Source organism: Rhodococcus sp. As11 (genome assembly GCF_048957735.1).
Classification (GTDB): Bacteria; Actinomycetota; Actinomycetes; order Mycobacteriales; family Mycobacteriaceae; genus Rhodococcus; species Rhodococcus gordoniae.
This window is the reverse complement of sequence record NZ_JARDJE010000002.1, coordinates 297,275-323,102: the sequence shown is the minus strand read 5'-3', so window position 1 is coordinate 323,102 and position 25,828 is coordinate 297,275. Positions and strand designations below refer to the sequence as shown.

The following is a 25,828-nucleotide window of genomic DNA, read 5'->3' as shown; positions in this document are numbered from 1 at the left end:
GACATGGGAAAGCTGGACGGGCGGGTGGCGATCGTCACCGGAGCCGGTATGGGGATCGGCCGAGGGGTGTCCGGTGCCCTGGCCCGCGAGGGCGCGCACGTCGTGGTCGCCGAAGTGGACCGGGCGGCAGGGACCGATACCGCGCGGTGGCTCACCGACCGGTGGGGCGTGCGTGCGCACTTCGTGCCGACCGATGTCACCGACCGCGAGCAGGTGCACGCGATGGTGGACTCGGCCGTGCGCGAATTCGGACGTCTCGACATCCTGGTCAACAACGCCTGGCGATCACTGGGATTCGCGCGCATGGAGAAGACGCCCGAAGAAAGTATGCAGGCAGGCTTCGACATGGCCGTGATGGCGACCTTCTGGGCGATGCAACGCGCGTACCCGGAACTCGCCCGCCGCGGAACCGGCCGAGTGATCAACATGTGCAGTCTCAACGGCGTCAATGCCCACATGTACTCGGTGTCGTACAACGCCGCGAAAGAGGCGTTGCGCAGCATGACCCGCACCGCGGCCCGGGAATGGGCCCCGAAACAGGTGTGCTGCAACGTGATCTGCCCCGGCGCGCAGAGCGCGGCGTACCGGCGGGTCGCGGAGGCCGATCCGCAGATGGCGGCGACACAGGCCGCGGCCAACCCCATGGGCCGTATCGGTGACCCTCTCGACGACATCGGTACCGTCGCGGCTTTCCTCGCGAGCGACGACTCGCGTTATCTCACCGGCAACACGCTGTTCGTCGACGGCGGTAGCCACATCAACGGCGTGCAATGGGCGCCGGCGGTCGACTGAAATCCCGACGGAGGATTCATGATCTCTCGTACTGCTCGGAGCGCGGTATCGGTACTCGCCGCGGTCTCGATGCTCGGCCTCACCTCTTGCTCCGACACCGGCGGTGACGACACCGAGGAGGCAGCAGGAGGACCCGGCTCCCTGGTCACCGACCGCCCCCTCACCGGCGCGGCGGCGCTTCCCAGCGCGTCACGAACCGACCTGATCACCTATCTGTCCGAGGGGGCCGACGGGCGTCCCGTCCTCGTCTCCGGGACTGTCGCGATCCCCGAAGGAGAGGCACCGGAGGGAGGCTGGCCCGTGCTCAGCTGGGCCCACGGGACCACGGGGGTCGGCGATGCCTGTGCGCCCTCCGCCGACACCACAGGAGGCCCGGCCCACTCCTATGTCGCAAGGACGACCGCCATGCTCGACCGGTGGGTCGCCGACGGCTACGCCGTGGTCCAGACCGACTACGAGGGGCTCGGCACTCCGGGTGGACATCCCTACATGAACGGTGACAGTGCCGCCGCCGCCGTCGTCGACATCGTGCGCGCGGCCCGGGAACTCGATCCGGGCATCGGCACCCGGTGGGTCGCGATGGGCCACAGTCAGGGTGGCCACGCCGCGCTGTACGCGGCGGCGCGCGGGCAGGAACACGCCCCTGAGCTCGACCTGCAGGGAGCGATCGCCTTCGCACCGGGCAGCCGGACGAGTGAGACCGCCCAGTACTACGCGACGGCCGGCCCCGCGATCGGTCCGGCGCTCGGATTCCTGCCGGTCCTGCTGCTCGGGGCGCAGGCGGCGGACCCGTCCATCGACGCCGACGCGATGCTCACGGACGCGTCGCGACCTCTGCTCGATGCAGCGCGCACCGGGTGCATGGACGACATCCGCGAAGCCGCGAGCACCGTTCCGGTGGATCAGGTGTTCGCTCCCGATGCGGATCTCGACGCGCTCCGCGAGTACTACGCCGGCCAGGAACTCGAAGCGCTCACCCTGACGGTGCCGACACTCGTCGTCCAGGGCACCGACGATGTGCTGGTGTCGCGTCCGGTCACCGACCGGGTCACCGAGGCGCTGTGCGGCAACGGCGCCGACCTGACCTACCGGGTGTACGACGGAGCCGACCATCGCGGCGTGCTCGACGCGTCCTTCGACGATGTGCGGACCTTCGTCGACGGAGTGCGCGCGGGCGAGACGCAGGACGGGACGTGCGGTTGATGCGGTCGTTCAGTCGGTCTTGACGCGTTCCGGTGCGGTGTAGACGTTCATCGTCTCGCCGCGGAGAAAACCCACCAGGGTCAGGCCCGACTCCGCGGCGAGGTCGACGGCGAGGGACGACGGCGCCGATACCGCGGCGAGTAGGGGAACGCCGGCCATCACGGCCTTCTGCACGAGCTCGAACGAGGCGCGTCCGCTCACCATGAGCACGCTGTGCGACAGCGGGACCCGGTTGTCGGTCAGGGCCCGGCCGAGCACCTTGTCGACGGCGTTGTGCCTGCCGACATCCTCGCGCAGGGCCCACAGCGCACCGTCGAGCGTGAACAGTGCCGCTGCGTGCAGGCCCCCGGTCGACTCGAAGACCTGCTGGTGCCGCCGCAGGGTGTCGGGCAGTTCCGCGAGCGTGTGTGTGCCGATCGAGGTGCCGCCGGCCTCCCGCAGCGGATATCGCGTGCGGGTGCGCACCTCGTCGAGCGAGGTCTTCCCGCACACCCCGCACGCGGAGGTGGTCGTGAACGCGCGTCGCCCCGTCCCCTCCGGGATCGTGACACCGGGAGCGAGGGTGATGTCGAGAACGTTGTAGGTGTTGGCGCCGCTCTCGTCGACCCCGTCGCAGTACCGCACCGCGGCGATGTCCTCACGACTGCCGATCATCCCCTCGGCCAGGAGGAATCCGTGGACGAGGTCGACGTCGTGCCCGGGGGTGCGCATCGTGATCGTCAGCGATTCGCCGCCGATCCTGATCTCGAGCGGTTCCTCGACGGCGAGGGTGTCGGGACGTCGCGTCACCCTGTCCGCCGTGATGCGCAGTACCGATCGACGTGTCGTGACCCGTCCCATCCTCTACCTCCCAGATACGTGCAGCGGGTCGAGCCCTTGTCACTACGCAACTCGACAGGGCAGGGGTACCCGGTCGTGCGGCACGTCATCCTCCGTACTGTCCCCCACTGCCCGCCCGTTCACGACTGCGCTCGGCTCCGCCCCGAGGCGGTGTGGACCGCGGGTGGCGTCACACGAAACCCACTCGCTCCTCGTAGGGACACTACAGACTCGGTCTCCTCTCGGGGGACGGTGATGAATGCGGGCCACCGGTCGGCTTCGGATCGCGGATACCAGGGTCGAACAGGGTGGACTCGTGTGGTCGCTCTGCCGAGTCGGACATCGCATCTACGATGTCGGCCATGGCTGTGCGCAGGATCGACGCAACCGAACGCCGAGCACGACTCGCCACCCGGCACCGCCTGCATCCCGGGCACCGCGCCGCCGATGCGGTCGACGCCGCGACCGGCATGGTGTGCCTGCACGGCACCGATCCCGCCAGCGTCTACCTGTCGGCATGGGCCCGGGTCGACGACTTCGTCACGACCGACCTCGATCGGGCCCTCTACACGGATCGGTCGCTGGTGAAACACATGGCCATGCGGCGCACCGTCTTCGTCTTCCCGCGCGAGATCCTGCCGGTCGTGCAGGCGGGCGCGAGCGCGCGAGTCGCAGCGGCGCAACGCCGTCAGGTGGTCAAGGACGTCGAGAAGGCCGGTCTGCACGGCGACGGCGAGCAGTGGCTCGACGAGGTGAGCGGCCACGTGCTGCAGGCGTTGTCCGGCGGACGCGAAGCGACGTCCAGCGAATTGCGTGCCGAGATCCCGCTTCTCGACGCGAGTATCGACTACGGGATCGGGAAGTCGTGGGGCGGCAGGGTCCCGTTCGCTCCGCGCGTGCTCACCGTGCTTTCCGCCGAAGGAAAAGTGGTGCGGGCGTCCAACAACGGGTCGTGGCGCGTGTCGCGGCCCGCCTGGACGTCGACGGAGTCGTGGCTCGGCGCCGGGATCGCGCCGTGCGACGAAGCCGACGGTGTACGCGCCCTCGTGGAATCATGGCTGCGGGTCTTCGGGCCGGGTACCGAGGCCGACATCAAGTGGTGGCTCGGCTCCACCCTCACCGCCGTACGCGCGGCTCTCGCCGACCTCGACGTGGTGGAGGTGGATCTCGACGGCCGTTCCGGATACCTCCTGGCCGACGACGTGGAGGAACCCGCTCCCGCCGACCCGTGGGGGGTACTGCTGCCTTCCCTGGACCCCACGGTGATGGGGTGGGCCGAACGAGACTGGTATCTGGGGTCGTACAAGGGCGACCTGTTCGATTCGAACGGCAATGCCGGGCCCACGGCGTGGTGGGACGGACGGATCGTCGGCACGTGGTGGCAGAGCGATTCCGGATCCGTCGAACTGCATCTGCTCGAGGACATCGGGGTCGACGGCCGGGCGGTGCTCGAACAGGAGGCCGCGCGCCTCGACGAGTGGCTCGGGGGAGTGAAGGTGACGGCCAGATTCCCGACACCTCTCGCGAAGGAACTCGCGGCGGCGACGGACGGCGCGCCGTCGGGCAGGTCCTCGTCGTAGGCTGCGCTCATGGCCATCGAACCGAGAACCGCCACGCGCCGCGACATTCCGGCCTTCGCTCCGGTGGTCGCGGAAGCCTTCGTCGACGATCCGGTCTTCACGTGGATGTTCCCGGACGAACACCACCGCATCCGGCGCATGACCCGTTTCTTCGCGGCCGACGCCCGGCACCACATGGTGCCGTTGGGAGCCACCGACATCGCCGAGTCCGACGGGGTCGTCGGAGGCGCGGCGATGTGGGCGCCACCCGGACGATGGCGTAGCGATATGTGGACCTCGCTCCGTCTGCTGCCCGGTTTCTGCGCAGCACTCGGCAGGTACATGAAACGGGGACGGCAGGTCGACGAAACCCTCGATGCGGCGCATCCGGGCGAACCGCACTGGTATCTGTCGACGATCGGCACCTCACCTGCCGCGCGGGGGACCGGCCTCGGCACAGCCCTCATGAAGGCCGGCCTCGACCGTGCCGACGCCGAACACGCTCCGGCCTACCTCGAATCGAGCAAGGAGGCGAACATTCCCTACTACGAGCGGTTCGGGTTCGAGGTCACCCGCGCCATCGTCGTCCCCGACGGCGGGCCGACGCTGTGGGGAATGTGGCGGCAGCCGCGCTGAGGTGTCGATCCGCGATCGAATTCGTCATCCGCTACAGCAATTGCCGCAGCGGATGACGAATCGGATCGCGAATGCTTTTGTCTTGGAATCGGTTTCGGCGAACCGAGGAATCAGGCGCCTTGCCAGACGGTGTCGAACGGGGTGTTGGCGGACACCCGCGCCTTGATCCCCGCGGTGACGAAATCCTTGGCGCGGGCCGCGGCGTCGGCGACCGACCCGCCCTTCGCGAGTTCGGCCGTGATCGCGGCCGCGAGGGTGCAGCCGGCGCCGGACACCCGCTCGTTGCCGACCTTCGGTGCCGTCAGCAGGGTGACCTCGGAACCGTCGAACAGGACGTCGACGGCGTCCTCGCCGTCGAGTTCGACGCCGCCCTTCGCCACGACGTACTGCGGGCCGAGATCGTGGATGCGACGTGCCGCCTCGACGAGCTGGTCGACGGAGGTGATGTCGTCCATACCGGACAGCATGCGAGCCTCGAACAGGTTCGGGGTGACGACCGTGGCATGGGGCAGCACCTGCGCGCGCAACGCGTTGTCGGTGTCGAGCGCCGCCCCGGCTTCCTGGCCCTTGCAGATCAGGACCGGGTCGAGCACGACGTGCCGCCAGGACTGCTTCTCCAGGCCCTCGGCGACCACATCGATCGTCGCGGGTGTGCCCAGCATGCCGATCTTCACCACGTCGAGGTCGTGAGCGGCGGTTGCTGCCTCGATCTGGTCGGCGATCACCTCGGCCGGGACGGGGAAGAAGCGGTGGCCCCAGTCGTTCTTCGGATCGAACGAGACGATGCACGTCGTGGTGCCCACGCCGTACACACCCAGCTGCTGGAACGTCTTGAGGTCGACCTGCAGACCGGCGCCACCGGTCGCTTCCGAGCCGGCGATGACGTATGCGAGGTCGACCATGTGAGTGCTCCGTTCGGACGGGGAGACGGCGTTTCCGCGGGATGTACCCGCCGGACGACCAGGTTACAGACGAACCCGGTGCCACCTGCGGACCGCCCACCGCCGCTCCCGATATCGTCCAGGCATGACGGCCTTCGACGAGCTCGACGACTACCTGGCGCTACCCCGCGTCACCTCCCTCACGATGTCTCCGGACGGGAACCGCCTGGTGATCACGCAGTCGACGCTCGACGACAAGGCCACCTCGTACACGGGCGCGTTGTGGGAGGTGGATCCCGCCGGCGATGCCCCGGCGCGGCGCCTGACCCACGGCGCCACGGGGGAGTCGAACCCGACCTTCACCGCGACCGGCGACCTGCTCTTCACCGCCGCCCGCGGTACGGACGACCCGCCGGTGTCGCTGTGGCGACTGCCCGTGGCCGGCGGGGAGGCCGAGCAGATCGGATCCCGGAAGGGTGGGTTCGCGTCGGTGTGTGCGGCGTCGCATGCCGACAGGACGGTCCTGCTCGCGTCCGTTCTCGGCCACAGCGAGTCCGACGACGAACGGATCCGGGACGCCCGCAAGGACGGTGCGGTCACCGCCGTGCTGCATGCCGGCTATCCGGTGCGCTACTGGGATCACGATCTCGGACCCGACCAGCCGCATCTGCTCCTCCCGGACAACAGCGGCGACGGGTTCACCGATCTCACCCCGGGGATCCGTGGGTCGCTGCGCGACGCCCACCTCGATGTCGCTGCGGACGGTTCGTTCGCCGCGGCCACCTGGGTGGTCCCCGGTCCGCTCGCCTCGCGCCGCGTCACCGTCGTGCGGATCGATCTCGGCACCGGTCTGCGCACCCCGCTCGTCGACGACGAGACCGGCGACGCGACACATCCGTCGCTCTCCCGGGACGGACGCAAACTCGCCTATCTGCACGAGTCGATCGGCGACGCCGAGAACCCGCCGCAGGTGACCGTCCGGGTCCTCGACATCGACTCCGGAGCCACCGGTATCGAAGCTCCCGAGTGGGACCGGCGTCCCACTTCGGTGGCCTGGCTGCCCGACGGGTCCGGTCTCGTGCTCACCGCCGACGATCACGGACGCGCACCGGTCTTCGTCCAGCGGCTCGGAGACGCGCAGCCCGTCCGCGTCACCACGGACGACGCCGCCTACACCCATGTCCACCTCGCGCCCGACGGCAACCGTGCGTACGCACTGAGGGCCTCGTACGACGCACCGCCACATCCCGTGCGCATCCACCTGACCGGACCCGGCGCCGGCACCGTCACGCCCCTGCCCGCTCCCGCTGCGCTCCCGGAACTGCCGGGCCGCCTCGTGGAAATGACCACCGACGCCGCCGACGGCACGCCGGTGCGGGCATGGCTTGCGCTCCCGCACACCGCGTCCGCCGCCGACCCCGCACCGCTGCTGCTGTGGGTGCACGGCGGACCGCTGAGCAGCTGGAACACATGGTCGTGGCGCTGGAACCCGTGGCTTCTCGTCGCCCGGGGCTACGCGGTGCTGTTGCCGGACCCCGCACTGTCCACGGGATACGGCGACGCCTTCATCCGGCGCGGCTGGGGACGCTGGGGACGCGAACCGTACACCGACCTCATGGCGATCACCGACGCCGCGGTCGCGCGGAACGACATCGACGAGGACCGGACCGCGGTGATGGGTGGCTCGTTCGGCGGATATCTGGCCAACTGGATCGCCGGTCACACCGACCGGTTCCGGGCGGTCGTCACCCACGCCGGTCTGTGGGCGCTGGACCAGTTCACCCCGACCACCGACGTGGCCTGGTACTGGCAACGGGAGATGACCCCGGAGATGGCCGTCGAGAACTCACCGCACCTGTTCGTCGCCGACATCGTCACGCCCATGCTCGTCATCCACGGCGACAAGGACTATCGCGTCCCCATCGGCGAAGCACTGCGCCTGTGGTACGAGCTGCTCGACGAATCGGGGCTGCCCGCCGAGGACGACGGCACCACCGTCCACCGCTTCCTGTGCTTTCCGTCCGAGAACCACTGGGTGCTGCAGCCGCAGCATTCGAAGATCTGGTACCGCACGGTCGAAGCATTCCTGTCGGAGCACGTGCTCGGCCACCCGCTCGACCTGCCGGCCGAGCTGGGCTGACCGAGAACGTCCGAGGGTGTCGACCGCCTGTTACGCGGGCGGTCGCGGCTGGTCGCCCGGCGACGCGGGCGGACGAGTGGGCTCGTCGGTGGCCGGGGTCGACTCACTCGTAGACGAGCCGGTGTGCGTCGCCGCGTGTTGGCCGGACCCGCTCTGACCGCGATGGGTGACCTTCTCGGCGAGACCGCCCACCGTCTCCTGGAGCTGTGGTGCCTTCTCCTTCACGACGGAGGCCGCTTCGGTCACCTTGTCCTGTACGGCAGGTATGACCTTGTCCTGTACCGCCGGGTTGTGCCACAGCTCGTTCGAACGTCCCCGCATCTTGTCGTACGTCTCGCGGCCCGCCCGGGTCCCCGCGACGAATCCCGCAGCTGCACCTGCAGCGAAGATCAATGCCCGCATCATGACGGGGTCCTCCGTCCTGTCAGTTCGGCGTCCGCGCATTCGGCGGCCCGGCAATGCGATACCCGGTCGGGGACCGGGCCACACCCTCCGGTCCTGGCCCCTGTCCGGTTCTGTCGCGGCCCCTGTCCAGGAGGTTCGCGTCCGACGCTTACGATTGACGGGTGACCAGTGCGCCAGAGAACTCGCAGAACCCCGCCGACGCCCTTCCCAAGAGCTGGGACCCCAGCGCCGTCGAAGCGGAGCTCTACCAGCAGTGGGTGGACGCCGGCTACTTCGAGGCCGACCCCACGAGCGACAAGCCCGGGTACTCGATCGTCCTGCCGCCGCCGAACGTCACCGGCAGCCTGCACATGGGTCACGCCCTCGACCACACCCTCATGGACGCACTCTCCCGCCGGAAGCGCATGCAGGGCTACGAGGTGCTGTGGCTGCCCGGCATGGATCATGCCGGTATCGCCACCCAGACCGTCGTCGAGAAGCAGCTCGCCGCCGACGGTAAGAAGAAGGAGGACCTCGGCCGCGAGGCCTTCATCGACAAGGTCTGGCAGTGGAAGGCCGAGTCCGGCGGCACGATCCAGGGCCAGATGCGTCGTATCGGCGACGGCGTCGACTGGTCGCGCGACCGCTTCACCATGGACGAGGGGCTTTCCCGCGCTGTCCAGGTGATGTTCAAGCGCCTCTACGACGAGGGCCTGATCTACCGCGCCGAGCGACTGGTCAACTGGTCGCCCGTGCTGCAGACCGCGATCTCCGACATCGAGGTGAAGTTCGAGGAGGTCGAGGGCGAACTCGTCTCCCTGCGCTACGGCTCCCTGAACGACGACGAGCCGCACGTGATCGTCGCCACCACCCGCGTCGAGACGATGCTCGGCGACACCGCGGTCGCGGTCCACCCCGAGGACGAGCGCTACAAGGACATCATCGGCACCACGCTCGAGCATCCCATCACGGGTCGGCAGATCCCGATCATCGCCGACGACTACGTCGACCCCGAATTCGGTACGGGCGCAGTGAAGATCACGCCTGCGCACGACCCCAACGACTTCGAGATGGGTCTGCGGCACGATCTGCCGATGCCCACGATCATGGACAAGGCCGGTCGCATCGCCGATTCGGGTACGCGCTTCGACGGCATGGACCGCTTCGAGGCACGCGTCGCGATCCGCGAGGAACTCGCCGCGCAGGGACGCGTCGTCGCCGAGAAGCGCCCCTATCTGCACAGCGTCGGCCACTCCGAGCGGTCCGGCGAGACCATCGAACCGCGCCTGTCGATGCAGTGGTGGGTCAAGGTCGACAAGCTCGCGAAGGCCGCCGGTGACGCAGTGCGCAACGGCCACACCGTCATCCACCCCGCGAGCCAGGAACCGCGCTGGTTCGATTGGGTCGACAACATGCACGACTGGTGCATCTCGCGTCAGCTGTGGTGGGGTCACCGCATCCCGATCTGGTACGGCCCGAACGGAGAGGTCCAGTGCTTCGGCCCCGACGAGACCGCACCCGACGGCTGGGAGCAGGACCCGGACGTGCTCGACACGTGGTTCTCGTCCGGCCTGTGGCCGTTCTCGACGATGGGCTGGCCGGAGAAGACCCCCGAACTCGACAAGTTCTATCCCACCAGCGTTCTCGTCACCGGCTACGACATCCTGTTCTTCTGGGTCGCGCGCATGATGATGTTCGGCACCTACGTGTCGGGCGACGACGCCGTGCACCAGGCGCAGGTGCCGTTCCGGGATCTGTTCCTGCACGGCCTGGTCCGCGACCAGTTCGGCAAGAAGATGTCCAAATCGCGCGGCAACGGCATCGACCCGCTCGACTGGGTCGAGCGCTTCGGCGCCGACGCCCTGCGCTTCACGCTGGCGCGTGGTGCGAACCCCGGCGGCGACCTCGCCGTCGGTGAGGACCACGCCCAGTCGTCGCGCAACTTCGCGAACAAGCTGTTCAACGCGACCAAGTTCGCGCTCATGAACGGTGCGGTGATCGGCGAGCTCCCCGCCCGCGAGCAGCTGACCGACGCCGACCGATGGATCCTCGACCGCCTCGAGCAGGTGCGCACCGAGGTCGACGCCGCCTTCGACCACTACGAGTTCTCCAAGGCGTGCGAGGCGCTCTACCACTTCGCGTGGGACGAGGTCTGCGACTGGTATCTCGAGCTCGCCAAGGTCCAGCTCGCCGAGGGCAGCGTTCACGCCGACGGCACCAAGGTCGTGCTCGGCACCGTCCTCGACCAGCTGCTGCGCCTACTGCACCCGGTCATCCCGTTCGTCACCGAGACCTTGTGGAAGGTGCTCACCGGCGGCGAGTCCGTGGTGATCGCGTCCTGGCCCGAGACGTCCGGAGTGCCCACCGACGACACCGCGGCGCAGCGTGTCGCCGACCTGCAGAAGCTCGTCACCGAGATCCGCCGATTCCGGAGCGACCAGGGCCTCAAGCCGTCGCAGAAGGTGGCGGCCCGGCTCGTCGACGTCGAGGACGCGGATCTCGTCGCCCAGGTGCCGGCCGTGCAGTCGCTCGCGCGCCTGACCGAGCCGGAGGACTCGTTCTCGGCCACGGCGTCGATCGAGGTCCGGTTGAGCCGCGCGACGGTCACCGTCGAGCTCGACACCTCCGGCAGCATCGACGTCGGCGCCGAGATCGCGCGCCTGCGAAAGGATCTCGCCGTCGCGGAGAAGGAACTGGCGGGCACCTCGGGGAAACTGTCGAACGAAGCGTTCCTCGCCAAGGCACCCGATCAGGTGGTCGAGAAGATCCGCGGTCGCAAGCAGATCGCCGAAGAGGAGATCGCGCGGATCACCGCGCGGCTGAAGGAGCTGGGCGCGGCGTGAGCACCGATACCCCGGGGTCGCCGTCCCCGGTGGACCTCGCCGAACTGACGCTCGTCGAGGCCGAACTCGACAAGCGGTGGCCGGAGACGAAGATCGAACCGTCCCTGGCGCGGATCGCCGCGCTCATGGACATTCTCGGGTCGCCGCAGAACAGCTACCCGTCGATCCATGTGGCAGGCACCAACGGCAAGACGTCGACCACCCGGATGATCGATGCGTTGCTCACGCGCATGCATCACCGGGTCGGTCGCACGACGAGCCCGCACCTGCAGCTCGCGACCGAGCGGATCAGCATCGACGGTGCCCCGGTCTCGCCGCGCACCTATGTCGACACCTACCGCGACATCGAACCGTACGTCCGGATGATCGACGAGCAGTCCGAGGCGGCCGGTGGGCCGAAGATGAGCAAGTTCGAGGTGACCACCGCAATGGCGTTCGCGGCCTTCGCCGATGCCCCGGTCGACGTCGCCGTCGTCGAGGTGGGTCTCGGCGGACGCTGGGACGCCACCAACGTCGTCACCGGGCAGGTCGCGGTGATCACTCCCATCGGTATCGACCACACCGGCTATCTCGGTGACACCCTCACAGAGATCGCGGGGGAGAAGGCCGGGATCATCAAGAAGGCACCGGACGACGGTCTCGTGCCCCGCGACACCGTGACGATCATCGCGCAGCAGGAACCCGAGGCGATGGACGTGCTGCTGCGGCAGGCCGTCGAAGCCGACGCGGCCGTGGCCCGTCAGGGCTCCGAGTTCGCGGTGGTCCGGCGCGCGGTCGCCGTCGGCGGACAGCAGATCGACCTGCAGGGTCTCGGCGGTCTCTACACCGACATCTTCCTGCCGCTCCACGGCGAGCACCAGGCCCACAACGCGTCGGTCGCGCTGGCCGCGGTCGAGGCGTTCTTCGGGGCGGGCCCCGGCAAGCAGCTCGACGTGGAGGCGGTGCGCGACGCGTTCGCGTCGGTGACCACACCGGGCCGGCTCGAACGGGTGCGCAATGCACCCACCGTCTTCCTCGACGCCGCGCACAACCCGCACGGCGCGAAGGCCCTGGCGGCCGCGCTCGCCCAGGAGTTCGACTTCCGCAAGCTCGTGGGCGTCGTGAGCGTGATGGCCGACAAGGACGTCGCGGGTCTGATCGAGGCGCTCGAACCGGTCTTCGACGAGATCGTCGTCACGCACAACGGGTCGCCGCGGGCGATGGACGTCGACGATCTCGCGAACATCGCCGTCGCCCGATTCGGCGACGAACGGGTCGTCACCGCGGCGACGCTCCCGGATGCGATCGAGACCGCGATCGCGATCGCGGAGGAGGTCGGCGAGCCCGGCGAAGCGGTGTCGGGCGCCGGGGTCGTGGTCACCGGTTCGGTGGTGACCGCAGGTGCGGCCCGCAGTCTGTTCGGAAAGGATCCCGCGTGAGCAACGACAAGCCGGAGGAACAGAAGTTCCGGCCGCCGACGACGGACCCCTGGAAGGGTTTCCGGGGCGTGATGGCGGGAACACTCGTGCTCGAGGCGATCGTGGTCCTGCTGGTGCTGCCGGTCATCGCGACCGTCGGTGGGGGACTGAGCGCGTGGTCGACGACCTACGTCGTGGGCCTCGCCGTCCTGATGTTCCTCGGCGCCGGGGTGCAGAAGAAGTCGTGGGCGATCCCGTTCAACATCACCCTGCAGGTGCTCGCCGTGCTGGGTTTCTTCGTCGACCTCGCGTTCGGCGCGGTGGGCGTGCTCTTCGCCGTGGTATGGGCGTACATCTTCTACCTGCGTAAAGACATCAGGGATCGCGAATCCAGGGGTCTGCTCCCGGGCCAGCGGGACTGAACCTCTAGGCTTGTCGCGTGACTGAGCGGACCCTGGTACTGATCAAGCCCGACGGCGTCGCACGCCGTCATGTCGGAGAGATCCTCGCGCGCATCGAGCGGAAGGGTCTGGACATCGTGGCTCTCGAGCTGCGTACGGCGACCGAGGAGGTCGCCGGAGCGCACTACGCGGAACACGAGGGCAAGCCCTTCTACCCCTCGCTGATCGAGTTCATCACCGGTGGTCCGCTCGTGGCAGCGGTCCTCGAAGGCCCCCGCGCGATCGCGGCCTTCCGGCAGCTCGCCGGTGGCACCGATCCGGTCGAGAAGGCCGTTCCCGGCTCGATCCGCGGCGATCTCGGCCTGGATCCGGGCGAGAACCTGGTCCACGGCTCCGACTCGGTGGAGTCCGCCGAGCGCGAGATCGCTCTCTGGTTCCCCGCCCTGGCGAAATAGCAACCCTCACCGGCCGGCGCGCCTGGCGTGTCGCCCACGAAACTGTTCGGGCGTCGCGCTTCGCGCTTCCCGACACCCCCGACGGCGCCCTCCGGGGCGCCGTTGGCGTATCCGGACATCTCCGTGTGGGATACTGGCAGAGGTTGCCCCGCACACACCGCGTGCGGAGCGGCCGAACGACATCACGGATCGATGCCCGACATCGCTGTGGCCGAGGACGAAGGAGACACCCTCGCTCGGCGGCACGCTGGATGTTCCGGCGCTCGACCCGCGATCAAGCCAGGCATTGCTCGGCCGTGCAGTGAAAACGGGCACCGGACGACCGCGCGATGCGAGACCGGAAGGACTCGCGCCCACCCGGCGCGAGTACACAAGCTGCGCCCCCGCGTGGCCGCTCACATCGCTGTAGTCGGTGGTGGACGCGCCCGGGGGCCTTAGGAGACCTACGTGGCCGATCAAGAGCCGCCGGAAGACAACTCGATCGAAGCGTCGGACGCAGAGGGACGAAACCTCCTCGGTCTGCCTGCCAAGATCCGCGTCCATGCCCTCGCCAAGTTGCTGGGGCTGACCAGTAAGCAGGTGATCGCGAAAGCCGCCGAGCGTGGCACCGAGCTGCGCAGTGCGCACTCGACGCTCCCTCGCGACGTCGCGGAGGACCTGCACGCCGCGCTGAGCGATACAGGTACGCCCGAGCCTGCAGTGCAGGAAGCCGAAGCGGCTCCCGAAGCCCCAGCCGCCGAGCCCGCAGCAGAGCACACCCCCGAGCGCGCAGCCGAGACGGCGCCCGAGCCCGCGAAGGCAGAGGCAGAGGAGACTGCCGAGGTTGTGCCGGTCGAGAGCGCTGACGCTGTGCCGGTCGAGAGCGCCGAGGCTGTGCCGGTCGAGAGCGGAGAGCTCCGGCCCGCCGAGAAGGCCTCGGACGAGGCCGCGCCGCAGGCAGTGGAGACCCCGTCCGTCGGAGGACCCACCGGGCTGTTCACGTCCGTGGAGCAGAGCACGCCGCTGTTCGAGATGCCCGAGCCGTCCACCACGGCCGAGTCGATCGTCGCCGCGCCGCTGTTCCTGCAGCCCGAGGTACCCTCGCCCGCCGAGGAGGAGACCCGTCCGCGGCGGCGACGTGCGCGTCGCGGCAAGGACGCCGAGCAGCCGGTGGCAGAGGAAGAGCAGCAGCCCGCCGAGTCCGCCGAAACGGCCGCCGCCGAGTCCACCGAGGAGGCGACCTCGTCGCAGGCCGAGGAAGACCAGGACGACCAGCCGCGTCGCCGTCGTCGCGGACGTCGCGGTCGTGGGCGGGGCCGTGGGGACGGCACCGACATCGAGCAGGACGAGACCACGGCGACCGGGGAGGACACCGAGTCGTCCGCCGCGGAGGCGGAGGAGTCCCCCGCCGAGGACACGTCCTCCACCGAGAAGGACACCACCGAGGAATCGACCTCGGGCGACGAGCAGAGCACCGACGAGCACGACGAGGACGACGAGCAGGGCGGGACGTCGCGTCGTCGTCGCCGCCGCCGTCGTCGTCGCGGTTCCGCCGACACCGACACCGCGAGCACCGAGGACGACTCGGTTCCCACGGTCGTCCACGAGCGGGAGCCGCGTCCGAAGAGCCGCGTCAAGGACGAGGTCCAGGGCATCAGCGGTTCGACGCGTCTCGAGGCGAAGCGTCAGCGTCGTCGCGACGGCCGCGAGGCGGGTCGCCGTCGGCCCCCGATCCTCACCGAGTCCGAGTTCCTCGCGCGTCGTGAGGCCGTCGACCGGGTGATGGTCGTGCGTGAGCGCACAGGTGGAGCCCATGCGGGAATGACGCAGGTCGCCGTGCTCGAGGACGGCATCCTCGTCGAGCACTTCGTCACGACCTCCGGGTCGGCATCGATGGTCGGCAACATCTACCTGGGCCGCGTGCAGAACGTGCTGCCGTCCATGGAGGCCGCGTTCATCGACATCGGCCGCGGACGCAACGGCGTGCTCTACGCCGGCGAGGTGAACTGGGAGGCCGCGGGCCTCGGCGGCAACTCGCGCAAGATCGAACAGGCCCTCAAGCCCGGCGACCAGGTGGTCGTGCAGGTCAGCAAGGACCCGGTCGGCCACAAGGGTGCGCGTCTGACCACCCAGATCAGCCTGGCCGGACGCTTCCTGGTGTACGTGCCGGGTGGATCGTCCACGGGCATCAGCCGCAAACTGCCCGACACCGAGCGCAAACGTCTCAAGGACGTCCTCCGCGAGATCGTCCCGGCCGAGGCGGGCGTGATCATCCGCACCGCTGCCGAGGGCGTGAGCGAGGAGGAACTCTCGCGCGACGTCACCCGGCTGCAGACGCAGTGGGAGGCGATCCGTGAGCAGTCCGAGAAGCTGCAGGCCGACGCCTCGGGACAGCCGAAAACCCTCTACGAGGAGCCGGATCTGCTCGTCAAGGTCGTGCGCGACCTGTTCAACGAGGACTTCTCCAAGCTCGTCATCGAGGGCGACTCTGCGTGGAACACCGTCGAGAGCTACATCCGCACGGTCGCGCCCGACCTGCTGCCTCGCGTCGAGCGCTACCGCTCGGAGAACTCGGTGGACGTCTTCGGCGCGCACCGCATCGACGAGCAGCTCGCGAAGGCACTCGACCGCAAGGTGTGGCTGCCCTCCGGCGGCACGCTCGTCATCGACCGCACCGAGGCGATGACCGTCATCGATGTCAACACCGGCAAATTCACCGGTTCCGGTGGCAATCTCGAGGAGACGGTCACCCGTAACAACCTCGAGGCGGCCGAGGAGATCGTCCGGCAGATGCGCCTGCGCGACATCGGCGGCATGATCGTCGTCGACTTCATCGACATGGTGCTCGAGTCCAACCGCGATCTCGTGCTGCGGCGCCTGACCGAGGCACTCGGCCGGGACCGCACCCGCCACCAGGTCTCGGAGGTCACCTCGCTCGGCCTGGTCCAGATGACGCGTAAGCGGCTCGGGACCGGTCTCGTCGAGGCGTTCTCCACTACCTGCGAACACTGCGGTGGCCGTGGCCTCATCGTGCATTCGGAGCCGATCGAGTCGAAGTCCTCGGACGATTCGGGTCGTTCGTCCGGTGGCGGTTCGCGCCGCAAACGCGGACGCGACAAGAGCTCGCAGGAGCCCGCCGCCGAGACGCCCACGCATTCGCCCGACGAGGTGGTCAAGCGTGCACCGCATCCTGTGGCGCTCGCGATGGCCGCGCACAATTCGGCACCGGCCGAGGAAGCGCCGGCGACCGGGACGGCGCCGGAGGCTGCTGCCGTGCCGGCACCGGCCGCCGAGGTCGATCCGGTCAAGGTCACCGAGCCGTTGAATGCCGTCGAGCCGGAGAAGGTCTCCGCACCGACGAAGGGCTCCGTCGCCGGGGAGGACGCCACCACGGTGACGACCGCCTCCGACGAGCCCGCCGAGATCGAAGCAGAGGTCGCAGCGGCCGAGTTCGCGGTCGCGGAGACCGCCGTGTCCGAGGCTGCCGCAACGGCGGCTGCCGGCTCCGAATCTGCACAGAGCACCGACGGAGCGGCTTCCGCCGGCGCCGCAGAACCGGCCCCGCGTCGCCGCCGTGCACGCAGGGTCGCCCGGGCAGCCGCCGCGCCTGCCGGGGAGACCGGGCCGGAAGCCACGGTGTTCGTCGTCCCCGTCACGGCCGACGCTTCTACCGGAGCCGAGCCGGAGTCCCCGCCGAGCACACCGGTGGAGACGCCGGTGGAGATCGTGCGGCGGCCGCGTTCGCGGCGCGCCGCAGGGCGTCCCGCGGGTCCGCCCGTCGACGCCGAGGCGTGACCTTCCGCTTCCGGGCCGGTCCACGACCGGCCCGGAAGCGGCACGACCACGCCGCCCGGTTTGACCCTGGGAGTCACCTTCCCGTAATCTTGTTCAGTCGCTACTCGGCGATAGTGCCCAGCCGCGTCCGGATTCAGGATGCCGGCGGGACCCGAGGCAGCAACCACACCAGACCAGTCGCGTCCGCAGCACTGTGGCGCGAGCACGTTCGAAGAAGCAAGGGGTAGCCGTCCGATGGCAACGTACGCGATCGTCAAGACCGGCGGTAAGCAGTACAAGGTCGCTGAAGGCGACCTCGTCAAGGTCGAGAAGATCGAGGGTGAGCCCGGCGCTGCTGTCTCGCTTGCCCCGGTCCTCGTCGTCGACGGATCCGAACTGACCACCGACGCCGACAAGCTGGCCAAGGTCTCGGTCACCGGCGAGATCGTCGAGCACACCAAGGGCCCGAAGATCCGCATCCACAAGTTCAAGAACAAGACCGGGTACCACAAGCGCCAGGGCCACCGTCAGAAGCTGACGGTCGTCAAGGTCACCGGCATCAAGTAAACCGAGCTTCGAGCTTCAACCCCAGGAGGGTTCGTCATGGCACACAAGAAGGGTGCATCCAGCTCCCGTAACGGTCGCGATTCGAACGCACAGCGACTCGGCGTCAAGCGCTTCGGTGGCCAGGCCGTCAACGCCGGCGAGATCATCGTGCGCCAGCGCGGCACCCACTTCCACCCCGGCGTGAACGTGGGACGCGGCGGCGACGACACGCTGTTCGCTCTCGCGGCCGGTGCCGTCGAGTTCGGTACCAAGCGCGGTCGCAAGACCGTCAACATCGTTCCGGCTACGGCAGACGCCTGATCTGCCGTCCGGTACGGACACCGCGGGGACATCTCCCGCGACATACTCCCAATAGGGGCGGGCCAGGGTCGCACACCCTGACCCGCCCTTGTTGCGTTGATCACCACGTTTGTTCTTAGGACGAGAGAAGGTCCACCCATGTCCCGCTTCATCGACCGGGTGGTGCTGCACGTCAGCGCCGGCAAGGGCGGCAACGGCTGCGCCTCCGTCCACCGCGAGAAGTTCAAGCCGCTCGGCGGCCCCGACGGGGGTAACGGAGGCAACGGCGGCGACGTCGTCCTCGAGGTCGACCGCAATGTCCACACCCTGCTCGACTTCCACTTCCACCAGCACGCGAAGGCGACCAACGGGGCCCAGGGCGCCGGCGGGCACCGCAACGGTGCCAACGGCGGCGACCTCGTCCTGAAGGTTCCCGACGGCACCGTCGTGCTCGACGCCCAAGGTCGGATCCTCGCCGACCTCGTGGGAACCGGTACGCGTTTCGTGGCCGCGCACGGTGGTCGCGGTGGTCTCGGAAATGCTGCGCTCGCGTCGAAGGCGCGCAAGGCACCCGGTTTCGCGTTGCTCGGTGAAGAAGGCGAGGAACTGGATCTCGTCCTCGAGCTGAAGTCCGTCGCCGACGTCGGCCTCGTGGGCTTCCCGTCGGCCGGCAAGTCGTCTCTCGTGTCGGTGCTCTCGGCGGCCAAGCCGAAGATCGCCGATTATCCGTTCACCACTCTCGTGCCGAATCTCGGTGTGGTGCAGTCGGGCGACACGACCTTCACCGTTGCCGACGTGCCGGGTCTGATCCCCGGTGCGAGCGAGGGTCGCGGTCTCGGCCTCGACTTCCTGCGGCATCTCGAGCGCTGTGCCGTACTCGCACACGTCGTCGACTGCGCGACCCTCGAACCCGGCCGCGACCCGATCTCCGACATCGACGCGCTCGAGGCCGAACTCGCTGCCTACCAGCCTGCCCTGTCGGGCGACAGCGGACTCGGCGACCTGGCCGAGCGTCCCCGCATCGTGATCCTGAACAAGGCCGACGTGCCCGACGCGAAGGAACTCGCCGAGTTCGTCACCCCCGAACTCGAGGCGCGCGGATGGCCGGTCTTCACGATCTCGGCCGTGAGCCGCGACGGGCTGCGCCCCTTGACGTTCGCCCTCGCGAAGATGGTCGACGAGTACCGGGCGGCGCATCCTCCGGCCGCGCCCACCCGCCCGGTGATCCGTCCCGTCGCCCGCGACGAGGAGGCCTTCACCGTGGTCCGCGATCCCGAGGTGCCCGGCGGATTCGTCGTGCAGGGCACACGTCCCGAGCGGTGGGTGCGCCAGACGGCCTTCGACAACGACGAAGCGGTGGGTTATCTCGCCGACCGCCTCGCACGTCTCGGGGTCGAGGACAAGCTCGTCAAGCTCGGCGCGGAACCCGGATGCTGGGTCACCATCGGCGAGGTCGGCTTCGAGTGGGAACCGCAGACGCAGGCCGGCGTGGATGTCGTGCCGACCGGTCGCGGCACCGATGCCCGTCTCGATCAGGTCGACCGCGTCGGCGCCGCCGAACGCCGCCACGCCAAGAAGGTGCGCCGCGGCCTGGCCACCGACGACGAGTTCGAGTAGCCGGCCCCGCCTTCCCATCGATCAGGAAGTCCGAAGCGTACCGAGGAGAACATGAGCGACACTCGGGAGGTCATCTCCCAGGCCCGCAGCGTAGTGGTCAAGATCGGGTCGTCGGCGATCACGAGCCTGGTGGGTGGGCTCGATCGCAGCAGGCTCGACCGTCTCGTCGACGCCATCGAAGGCCGGATCGGCACGGGCGCGAGCGTCGTCGTGGTCTCGTCCGGCGCCGTCGGTGCCGGTCTCGCACCCCTCGGCCTGACCAGCAGGCCGCGGGATCTCGCGACGAAACAGGCCGCGGCGAGCGTCGGGCAACTCGCCCTCGCCCACGCGTGGGGTACCTCCTTCGCCCGCTACGACCGCGCCGTGGGCCAGGTGCTGCTCACCGCCGACGACATCGGCCGGCGCACCCAGCACCGCAACGCGCAACGCACGCTCGACCGCCTGCGCTCGCTCGGGGCGGTTCCGGTGGTCAACGAGAACGACACCGTCGCCACCGTCGAACTGCGCTTCGGCGACAACGACCGCCTCGCCGCGCTGGTCGCGCATCTCATCGGCGCCGACGCGCTGATCCTGCTCTCCGACGTCGACGGCCTGTACGACGGTGATCCGCGTAAGGGCGCCGCGAACCTCATCCCCGAGGTGCGCACCCCCGAGGATCTGGACGGCGTGGTCGCCGGATCGGGTGGGGCTCTCGGCACCGGTGGCATGGCGTCGAAACTGTCCGCGGCCCGCCTCGCGGCGGATTCCGGGGTGCCGGTGCTGCTCGCCGCGGCCTCCCAGGCCGACCGCGCTCTTGCCGCCGCCGACGTCGGCACGGCCTTCGCCGCTCGTCCCCAGCGCCTGTCCGCGCGGCGCTTCTGGGTGCGTCACGCCGCCGACGTGCACGGTTCGCTGTATCTCGACGAGGGTGCCGTGCGGGCCGTGATGGAACGGCGCCGCTCGCTGCTCGCTGCCGGGATCACCGGCACCAGTGGCGGTTTCCACGCCGGCGACGTCGTGGGCATCGTCGCGCCCGACGGCCGCACGGTCGCTCGCGGTGTGGTGGCCTACGACGCGTCCGAACTCGATTTCATGATCGGCTTCTCCACGGGTCAGCTGCCGCCGGATCTCCAGCGACCCGTCGTGCACGCGGACGATCTCGTGCGGGTGGTCTGACCGCCGTCACAGACCGGGCGCGGTCACCGCATCGGCCAGGAACGCGAGCGTCTCCGACGTGCCGGCGTCGAGCTTGAGAGTCGCCAGCGCATCACCGCGCGTAGCGCCACGATTGATCACCACCACTGGGATGTCCTGCTGCGCGGCGCGGCGCACGAAACGCAATCCCGACTGCACCGACAGCGAACTCCCGGCGACCAGCAGGGCGTCGGCGCCGTCCACCACCGAGAAGGCGAGATCGACGCGCGGGCGCGGCACCGTCTCCCCGAAGTACACGATGTCGGGCTTGAGCATCCCGCCGCAGCGCTCACAATCGACCACGACGAAGTCCTCGGTGTCGGTGACCACCGCGTCGGCGTCGGGAGCGACCTCGAGGCCGGTCGTCGCGCGGACCCGGTCGTCGAATCCCGGATTGGCCGCGCACAGGCGTTCGTGCAGCGTGAACCGGGAGATGCGGTATTCACACGACAGGCACCGGACCTGCGCATAGGTGCCGTGCAGGTCGACGACCCGGCGGCTGCCGGCCTTCGTGTGCAGCAGGTCGACGTTCTGGGTGATCACACCGACGACGGATCCGGCGCGTTCGAGGGATGCGAGGGCACGGTGCCCGGCGTTGGGCCGGGCGGCGTCCATGTGTCTCCAGCCGACATGGTTGCGGGCCCAGTAACGCTGCCGGAACTCCGCATCGCCGACGAACTGCTGGAAGGTCATCGGATTGCGCGGGGGCGAGTCCGGTCCGCGATAGTCGGGGATACCGGAATCCGTCGACAGGCCGGCGCCGGTGAGAACGGCGATCCGACGTCCGTGCAGGAGCGTGTGCAGGTCGTCGGAGCGGAGTGAAAGGTCGATCACCCCATCTACGGTAGGCCGGTTCCGGAAACCGGCGCTGTGGGCAGGAGCGCACGGACCGCGTCGATCGTGTCGGCGTCGCCGGCCGACTTGTCGGGTCGGTAGCGCAGCACCCGCGCGAACCGCAACGCGACCCCACCCGGATATCGGCTGCTGGTCTGCACCCCGTCGAGTTCGATCTCGACGACGATCGCGGGTCGGAGGTGGACGGTGTGCTCGTCGCGATGCGACTCGTACCGCGGGAATTCCTCTGTCTGCCACTGCAGCAACGCATCGGTGAGGCCCTTGAAGGTCTTTCCGACCATGATCGGTGGGCCGCCGTCCGGGTCGCGGGCGCCCAGGTGCAGATTCGACAGGAAACCGGTGCGGCGCCCGTATCCCCATTCCGCGGCGAGCACCACGAGATCGAGGGTGTGCTCCGGCTTGACCTTCTGCCACGCCCGGCCCCGGCGGCCGGCGGTATAGGTCGACGTGAGCGACTTCACCATGACGCCCTCGTGGCCGTTGCCGAGCGAGTCGCCGAGATGGGCCTCGGCGCTGTCGGAGTCCGGAGCGACCAGCGTCGGGATGCGATGTTCACCCGCGACGCGGGCGAGATGGTCGAGTCGTACCGACAACGGCTCGTCGAGCAGGTCGTCGCCGTCGAGGTGCAGGCAGTCGAAGAAATACGGGTGCAACAGCAGTTCGCGTTCGGAACGGGCACCGAACCGGCTCATGGTCTCCTGGAACGGCCGGGGACGCCCGGAATCGGTGAGCGCGAGCGTCTCGCCGTCGAGCACGACACTGCGACAGGGAAGTGCCCGTACGAGATCGACCAGTTCGGGGACCGAAGTGGTGATGTCGCGCAGGGTGCGGGTGAAGATCCATACGGCGTCGTCCCGGCGGTGCACCTGGATGCGGGCACCGTCGAGTTTGTACTCCACGCTCACGGCACCGTCGAACTCGGTGAGCGCGGCGTCGAGGGATTCGGCGGGGGAGGCGAGCATCGGCCGGACCGGCCGGCCGAGTTCGAGGCCGAACCCGGCGAGGGCGTCCACACCGCCCTCGAAGGCCGCTGCTGCGGCCTGGGCCAGCCGGCCGGACAACATCACCGCCCGGCGGACGGGCTCCACCGCGAGACCGGCCGCGGCCGCGACCGCATCGGTCATGACCCCTTCGAGAGCCCCCTGTCTCAGCTCACCTCCCAGGAGTGCGACGAGGAACCGCTGCTCGGCCTCGGTGGCCTGCTCGAACAGTTCCATGAGCAGGTGCTGCCGCGCGGCGGCGGATCCGGGTCCGGAGATGCCGGCGAGCCGGTCGAGCAGGCCCGAGACCTGGTCCACGGAGAGTGTCGGCTCTGCGGCGACCGGTGCGGACAGAGCTGCGAGGGTGCGGAAGCCGACTCCGAGGCGACCCTGTGTCGTCTCCCCGGACAGCCATGAGACCACCGATTCGACCTCGTGGGGTTCGGCACGGTCGAGCAGTTCGCGTAGCAGGTCGATCTTGGTGCGTCGTGACCGTGTGGCGGCGACGGCGACGGAGGTGTCGACAACCGAGTGCAGCAGCATCGCTTCGACGTTAGCGTCCCGCTGTGCCGGGCGGAGGAAATCGTGCGCCGGTGGTGTATTTCCTCACCGAGGCGGGAATCGAGAGGCGAGGATGGTGCACGAGAGGGAAAGGCGGGAGGCGCCGATGAGCAAGGACGCCGATGCAGTCGAGCTCGACGTGGACGGTCGCACGGTGCGTATCTCGCACCCCGAGCGCGTGTACTTCCCCGAGATCGGGGCGACCAAGCTCGACCTCGCGAACTACTACCTGAGCGTGGGGGAGGGGATCGTCCGGGCGCTCCGCGAACGGCCCTGCATGCTGCACCGGTTCCCCGACGGGCTCGAAGGGCAGAAGGTGCACCAGAAGCGGCTGCCCCGCGGGGCGCCGGACTGGGTGGAGACCGTCCGGGTGCACTTCCCGCGCTACGACCGTGATGCCGACGAGCTGTGCGTCACCCATCTCGCCGACGTCGTGTGGGCCGTACAGATGTCGACCGTGGAGTTCCATCCCTGGAACTCGCGGCGCAGCGACGTGGAGCGGCCCGACGAGTGGCGGATCGACCTCGACCCGATGCCCGACTGCGATTTCGGCCGGGTCCGGCGCGTCGCGGCGGTGGCGCACGAAGTGCTCGACGAGCTCGGTGCCGTGGGCTGGCCGAAAACCTCGGGAGGAGACGGTCTGCACATCTACGTTCGCATAGCACCCGAATGGGGTTTCGACGACGTCCGAAGGGCCGCATGGGCTTTCGCACGTGAAGTGGAACGGCGCGCATCCGGCGACGTGACGACGGCATGGTGGCGCAAGGAACGCGACCCGGCGGCGGTCTTCGTCGACTACAACCAGAACTCGCGCGACCACACGATCGCCAGTGCCTATTCGGTCCGCGGTGTGCCCGGGGCGACGGTCTCCACCCCCGTGCGGTGGGACGAGATCGACGATCTCGACCCGAGGGACTTCACGATCCGGACCGTACCGCAGCGCGTCGAGGAGCTCGGCGACCTGCACGCGGGTATCGACGACGCGGTCTTCTCCCTCGATCCGCTGCTCGAATGGGCGGAGCGCGACGAGAAGCAGGAGAAGGGGTCGGAGTGAGCCCGGTGGCCTCGTGGGCGTGGCCTGACAGCCGCAGCCTAATATCCGGCGCTGGGGTCGACGACCCCGATCGGTACGAGTCCGGATGCGAAGCGCGTGACGTTCTCGGTGACGTGCTCGAGATAGGCCGGGATACGTAGCGGCGGCGGATTGGAATCGTGGGGTGTGATCACGGCGTTGGGCAGGGTCCACAACGGATGATCGTCCGGGAGCGGTTCGGGGTCGGTGACGTCGAGACCTGCGCCGCCGATCGCGCCGGACCGGAGTGCGGCGACGAGGGCATCGGTGTCGACGAGTTCGCCGTGGGACACGTTGACGACCCACGCCGTGGATTTCATCGCGGTGAGTTCAGTGGCGCCGACGAGGGTCTCGACGTCTCGGGTGGCCGTTGCGGAGATGACGACATGATCTGCGAGAGGCCATAACTCGTCGATCCGTTCGACGGGGAATGTCTCGACGGCCCCGGGTACGGGACGGCCGCTCCGGGTGACGGCGAGGGTGTGGGCGCCCAGTGCGGCCAGCATCGGGATCAGCGCCCGGCCGACACCACCTGCGCCGACGATCCCGACGGTCGCGCCCCGGAGGGTGCCGACGGCCGGAGCGAGGCTCTCGGGTGCCCACGATGTGGCGGCCAGGTGCGCCGGTAACGCCCGGACCCCGGCGAGGAGAAGGAGAAGGGCATGTTCGGCGACGGCCGCCGAGTACGCGCCCGCGGCGGACGTCCAGGTGACCCGCGGGTGGGCCTTGACGACACCCTGCGACAACCAGTACTCGACTCCGGCGGAGGGGAGCTGCACCCAGCGGACGGAGGCGGGTAGGGCCTCGGGGAAGTTCTGTGGCCCGGCAGTCCAGACGAGTCCGTCGGGGGCGTCCTCGAGCCTGCAGCACACACCGCCCCCAGCCGCGACCGCCCGTTCGAAGCGGGGGTCGCGCTCGGGACCGACAGCGATGCGGGGCGCACGCTCGGGAGTCATGTTCTCGACTCTAAGCGTCCGCCCCGCATCGGTCACGTGGTTACCGCGCTCAGGCGGGTTCCTCGATCAACGGGTACACACCGTTCTCGTCGTGCACCTCGCGGCCGGTCACCGGGGGGTTGAAGACGCAGAGCATGCGCATCCGCGTCTCCGGCAGCACACGGTGACGTTCGTGCCCGTCGAGCAGGTACATCGAGCCCGGAGCGAGCTCGTACTCCACGTCGTTGTCGAGATCCTGCAGCTTGCCGGTGCCCTCGACCAGCCACACGGCTTCGACGTGGTTGGCGTAGTGGAACTCGTTGACGGTGCCGGGCTCGATGGTCGTCTCGTGGAACGAGAAGCCCACCTTGTCGCCGGCGAGGATGATGCGCTTGCTGCGCCACTGGCCGTCCTCGGAGACGACATCGCGCTCGGTGCCGGTGATCTCTTCTGTCGTGCGAACGATCATGGGTGTCGAAAGTCCTTCTTCTGCAAATCGGTTCGGGACGGGCGGAGAAGCGGACCG

The 25,828-nt window shown here is 69.1% G+C and carries 22 protein-coding genes; 15 read left to right on the top strand and 7 right to left on the bottom strand.

What is annotated here, in order from left to right; all coding sequences use genetic code 11:
* The first annotated feature begins 3 nt into the window (after positions 1–3).
* Together PV766_RS03920 and PV766_RS03915 are read left to right on the top strand one after the other, a co-directional pair.
* The gene (locus tag PV766_RS03920) at positions 4–792 is read left to right on the top strand and encodes an SDR family NAD(P)-dependent oxidoreductase (RefSeq protein WP_064063330.1); all 789 of its coding nucleotides are present in this window, start codon (positions 4–6) and stop codon (positions 790–792) included.
* A gap of 18 nt (positions 793–810) precedes the next feature.
* Positions 811–1,995 carry a lipase family protein gene (locus PV766_RS03915; protein WP_421096433.1) on the top strand — a complete coding sequence of 395 codons (1,185 nt, stop codon included), beginning with the start codon at positions 811–813 and terminating at the stop codon, positions 1,993–1,995.
* Between the two features lie 9 nt (positions 1,996–2,004).
* On the opposite strand, the gene fdhD is transcribed toward PV766_RS03915, so the two are convergent.
* A complete protein-coding gene (fdhD, locus tag PV766_RS03910) occupies positions 2,005–2,835 on the bottom strand; it encodes a formate dehydrogenase accessory sulfurtransferase FdhD (protein ID WP_064063332.1) in 831 nt (276 codons plus the stop codon).
* 341 nt (positions 2,836–3,176) lie between these two features.
* Here fdhD and PV766_RS03905 point away from each other — a divergent pair, with 341 nt between their 5' ends.
* Together PV766_RS03905 and PV766_RS03900 are read left to right on the top strand one after the other, a co-directional pair.
* On the top strand, positions 3,177–4,394 hold the full coding sequence (locus tag PV766_RS03905) for a winged helix DNA-binding domain-containing protein (RefSeq protein WP_106200066.1): 1,218 nt from the start codon (positions 3,177–3,179) through the stop codon (positions 4,392–4,394).
* Between the two features lie 9 nt (positions 4,395–4,403).
* Positions 4,404–5,009, top strand: a complete 606-nt coding sequence (locus tag PV766_RS03900) for a GNAT family N-acetyltransferase (RefSeq protein WP_064063334.1) — start codon at positions 4,404–4,406, stop codon at positions 5,007–5,009.
* A gap of 110 nt (positions 5,010–5,119) precedes the next feature.
* On the opposite strand, the gene thiD is transcribed toward PV766_RS03900, so the two are convergent.
* Positions 5,120–5,911: a bifunctional hydroxymethylpyrimidine kinase/phosphomethylpyrimidine kinase gene (gene thiD / locus PV766_RS03895; protein WP_064063335.1), complete on the bottom strand. Its 792-nt coding sequence runs from the start codon at positions 5,909–5,911 to the stop codon at positions 5,120–5,122.
* Between the two features lie 124 nt (positions 5,912–6,035).
* On the opposite strand from thiD, the gene PV766_RS03890 reads away from it, so the two are divergent.
* Complete coding sequence (locus tag PV766_RS03890) at positions 6,036–8,030, top strand: alpha/beta hydrolase family protein (RefSeq protein WP_064063336.1); 1,995 nt, start codon at positions 6,036–6,038, stop codon at positions 8,028–8,030.
* Between the two features lie 30 nt (positions 8,031–8,060).
* Here the strand turns inward: PV766_RS03890 and PV766_RS03885 are convergent, their stop codons facing one another.
* On the bottom strand, positions 8,061–8,435 hold the full coding sequence (locus tag PV766_RS03885; RefSeq protein WP_016932612.1) for a hypothetical protein: 375 nt from the start codon (positions 8,433–8,435) through the stop codon (positions 8,061–8,063).
* Between the two features lie 161 nt (positions 8,436–8,596).
* Here PV766_RS03885 and PV766_RS03880 point away from each other — a divergent pair, with 161 nt between their 5' ends.
* From PV766_RS03880 to proB, 9 genes are all read left to right on the top strand, one after another.
* Positions 8,597–11,257 (top strand): valine--tRNA ligase, encoded by a 2,661-nt coding sequence (locus tag PV766_RS03880; RefSeq protein WP_421096432.1) that lies wholly within the window; start codon positions 8,597–8,599, stop codon positions 11,255–11,257.
* Positions 11,254–12,675, top strand: coding sequence for a bifunctional tetrahydrofolate synthase/dihydrofolate synthase (gene folC / locus PV766_RS03875; RefSeq protein ID WP_165369227.1), 1,422 nt, complete (start codon positions 11,254–11,256; stop codon positions 12,673–12,675). Before PV766_RS03880 ends, folC begins: the two co-directional genes overlap by 4 nt.
* Positions 12,672–13,076 (top strand): DUF4233 domain-containing protein, encoded by a 405-nt coding sequence (locus PV766_RS03870; RefSeq protein WP_016932615.1) that lies wholly within the window; start codon positions 12,672–12,674, stop codon positions 13,074–13,076. Before folC ends, PV766_RS03870 begins: the two co-directional genes overlap by 4 nt.
* 17 nt (positions 13,077–13,093) lie before the next feature.
* Positions 13,094–13,510 carry a nucleoside-diphosphate kinase gene (ndk, locus tag PV766_RS03865; protein ID WP_016932616.1) on the top strand — a complete coding sequence of 139 codons (417 nt, stop codon included), beginning with the start codon at positions 13,094–13,096 and terminating at the stop codon, positions 13,508–13,510.
* Positions 13,511–13,957: 447 nt separating this feature from the next.
* Positions 13,958–17,284, top strand: coding sequence for a translation initiation factor IF-2 N-terminal domain-containing protein (locus PV766_RS03860; RefSeq protein WP_421096431.1), 3,327 nt, complete (start codon positions 13,958–13,960; stop codon positions 17,282–17,284).
* A 234-nt stretch (positions 17,285–17,518) separates the two neighbouring features.
* Positions 17,519–17,830 carry a 50S ribosomal protein L21 gene (gene rplU / locus PV766_RS03855; protein WP_006551183.1) on the top strand — a complete coding sequence of 104 codons (312 nt, stop codon included), beginning with the start codon at positions 17,519–17,521 and terminating at the stop codon, positions 17,828–17,830.
* Positions 17,831–17,866: 36 nt separating this feature from the next.
* Positions 17,867–18,130, top strand: coding sequence for a 50S ribosomal protein L27 (rpmA, locus tag PV766_RS03850; protein ID WP_016934951.1), 264 nt, complete (start codon positions 17,867–17,869; stop codon positions 18,128–18,130).
* Positions 18,131–18,268: 138 nt separating this feature from the next.
* On the top strand, positions 18,269–19,726 hold the full coding sequence (gene obgE / locus PV766_RS03845; protein ID WP_371053266.1) for a GTPase ObgE: 1,458 nt from the start codon (positions 18,269–18,271) through the stop codon (positions 19,724–19,726).
* Between the two features lie 51 nt (positions 19,727–19,777).
* Positions 19,778–20,881 (top strand): glutamate 5-kinase, encoded by a 1,104-nt coding sequence (gene proB / locus PV766_RS03840; protein ID WP_421096430.1) that lies wholly within the window; start codon positions 19,778–19,780, stop codon positions 20,879–20,881.
* A gap of 6 nt (positions 20,882–20,887) precedes the next feature.
* Here the strand turns inward: proB and PV766_RS03835 are convergent, their stop codons facing one another.
* Both PV766_RS03835 and PV766_RS03830 read right to left on the bottom strand, forming a co-directional pair.
* Positions 20,888–21,733: an NAD-dependent protein deacetylase gene (locus PV766_RS03835; protein WP_064063340.1), complete on the bottom strand. Its 846-nt coding sequence runs from the start codon at positions 21,731–21,733 to the stop codon at positions 20,888–20,890.
* 5 nt (positions 21,734–21,738) lie between these two features.
* A complete protein-coding gene (locus PV766_RS03830) occupies positions 21,739–23,277 on the bottom strand; it encodes an ATP-dependent DNA ligase (protein ID WP_421096429.1) in 1,539 nt (512 codons plus the stop codon).
* Between the two features lie 124 nt (positions 23,278–23,401).
* Here PV766_RS03830 and ligD point away from each other — a divergent pair, with 124 nt between their 5' ends.
* Positions 23,402–24,349, top strand: coding sequence for a non-homologous end-joining DNA ligase (ligD, locus tag PV766_RS03825; RefSeq protein WP_129976566.1), 948 nt, complete (start codon positions 23,402–23,404; stop codon positions 24,347–24,349).
* A 38-nt stretch (positions 24,350–24,387) separates the two neighbouring features.
* Here ligD and PV766_RS03820 read toward each other — a convergent pair whose 3' ends face one another.
* On the bottom strand, positions 24,388–25,323 hold the full coding sequence (locus PV766_RS03820) for a D-isomer specific 2-hydroxyacid dehydrogenase family protein (protein ID WP_421096428.1): 936 nt from the start codon (positions 25,321–25,323) through the stop codon (positions 24,388–24,390).
* A gap of 49 nt (positions 25,324–25,372) precedes the next feature.
* Positions 25,373–25,771 (bottom strand): ectoine synthase, encoded by a 399-nt coding sequence (locus tag PV766_RS03815; protein WP_064063344.1) that lies wholly within the window; start codon positions 25,769–25,771, stop codon positions 25,373–25,375.
* Positions 25,772–25,828 lie beyond the last annotated feature (57 nt).

Bases quoted from the DNA above. Each gene is read 5' to 3' on its own strand.
- PV766_RS03920 (WP_064063330.1), top strand. From the start codon at position 4: ATGGGAAAGCTGGACGGGCGGGTGGCGATCGTCACCGGAGCCGGTATG.
- PV766_RS03915 (WP_421096433.1), top strand. From the start codon at position 811: ATGATCTCTCGTACTGCTCGGAGCGCGGTATCGGTACTCGCCGCGGTC.
- fdhD (WP_064063332.1), bottom strand. From the start codon at position 2,835: ATGGGACGGGTCACGACACGTCGATCGGTACTGCGCATCACGGCGGAC.
- PV766_RS03905 (WP_106200066.1), top strand. From the start codon at position 3,177: ATGGCTGTGCGCAGGATCGACGCAACCGAACGCCGAGCACGACTCGCC.
- PV766_RS03900 (WP_064063334.1), top strand. From the start codon at position 4,404: ATGGCCATCGAACCGAGAACCGCCACGCGCCGCGACATTCCGGCCTTC.
- thiD (WP_064063335.1), bottom strand. From the start codon at position 5,911: ATGGTCGACCTCGCATACGTCATCGCCGGCTCGGAAGCGACCGGTGGC.
- PV766_RS03890 (WP_064063336.1), top strand. From the start codon at position 6,036: ATGACGGCCTTCGACGAGCTCGACGACTACCTGGCGCTACCCCGCGTC.
- PV766_RS03885 (WP_016932612.1), bottom strand. From the start codon at position 8,435: ATGATGCGGGCATTGATCTTCGCTGCAGGTGCAGCTGCGGGATTCGTC.
- rplU (WP_006551183.1), top strand. From the start codon at position 17,519: ATGGCAACGTACGCGATCGTCAAGACCGGCGGTAAGCAGTACAAGGTC.
- rpmA (WP_016934951.1), top strand. From the start codon at position 17,867: ATGGCACACAAGAAGGGTGCATCCAGCTCCCGTAACGGTCGCGATTCG.
- obgE (WP_371053266.1), top strand. From the start codon at position 18,269: ATGTCCCGCTTCATCGACCGGGTGGTGCTGCACGTCAGCGCCGGCAAG.
- proB (WP_421096430.1), top strand. From the start codon at position 19,778: ATGAGCGACACTCGGGAGGTCATCTCCCAGGCCCGCAGCGTAGTGGTC.
- PV766_RS03830 (WP_421096429.1), bottom strand. From the start codon at position 23,277: ATGCTGCTGCACTCGGTTGTCGACACCTCCGTCGCCGTCGCCGCCACA.
- ligD (WP_129976566.1), top strand. From the start codon at position 23,402: ATGAGCAAGGACGCCGATGCAGTCGAGCTCGACGTGGACGGTCGCACG.
- PV766_RS03820 (WP_421096428.1), bottom strand. From the start codon at position 25,323: ATGACTCCCGAGCGTGCGCCCCGCATCGCTGTCGGTCCCGAGCGCGAC.
- PV766_RS03815 (WP_064063344.1), bottom strand. From the start codon at position 25,771: ATGATCGTTCGCACGACAGAAGAGATCACCGGCACCGAGCGCGATGTC.